The sequence below is a fragment of the Streptomyces sp. DH12 genome (genome assembly GCF_020873895.1).
Lineage (GTDB): Bacteria > Actinomycetota > Actinomycetes > Streptomycetales > Streptomycetaceae > Streptomyces.
Genome location: NZ_JAHWGT010000572.1, coordinates 1 through 556 on the forward strand (window position 1 = coordinate 1; position 556 = coordinate 556).

General features: G+C 74.5%; 1 pseudogene. It reads right to left on the bottom strand.

The annotated features are described in order from the left end of the window. Positions 1–172 precede the first annotated feature (172 nt). Positions 173–556: pseudogene (locus LPA54_RS35840) on the bottom strand (DNA polymerase III subunit delta'); the annotation flags it as partial.

Genomic DNA, 556 nt, shown 5'->3' on the forward strand with positions numbered 1-556 from the left:
GCAGCCCGCCAGCAACAGCGCGGCCGTGGTGAACAGGGCTGCTGCGGTACGGGTCCTGCCTGGGGTGCGCCGTGTGTGCATACCGCGAGCGTAACGCTGGGCTACCGGACGGACGCTCTGCGCACACGCCGTGCCCCGGACGAGTTACGGCCGCCCCGCCGGCGAGCCCCGCTCAGCCCGCCCTGAGCGCCATCGTCATCGCCTCCACCGCCAGCAGCGGCGCCACGTTGCGGTCCAGCGCCTCGCCGCAGGCCGCGATCGCCTCGATGCGGCGCAGCGTGGACTCGGGGGTGCTGCTGCGGGCCAGACGCTCCAGCGCGTCCTCGGCGTCGGTGTTGGCGAGGGCGATGCGGGAACCGAGCTGCAGGGCGAGGACGTCGCGGTAGAAGCTGGTGAGGTCGGCCAGGGCGACGTCGAGGCTGTCGCGCTGGGTGCGCGTCCTGCGCCGCTTCTGCATCTCCTCCAGGTCCTTGACCGCACCCGCCGTGCCGCGCGGGAGGCGGCCGCCCTGGGCCGCGCCCAGCGCCGCCTTCAGGTCCTCGGTCTCCTTGCCGTC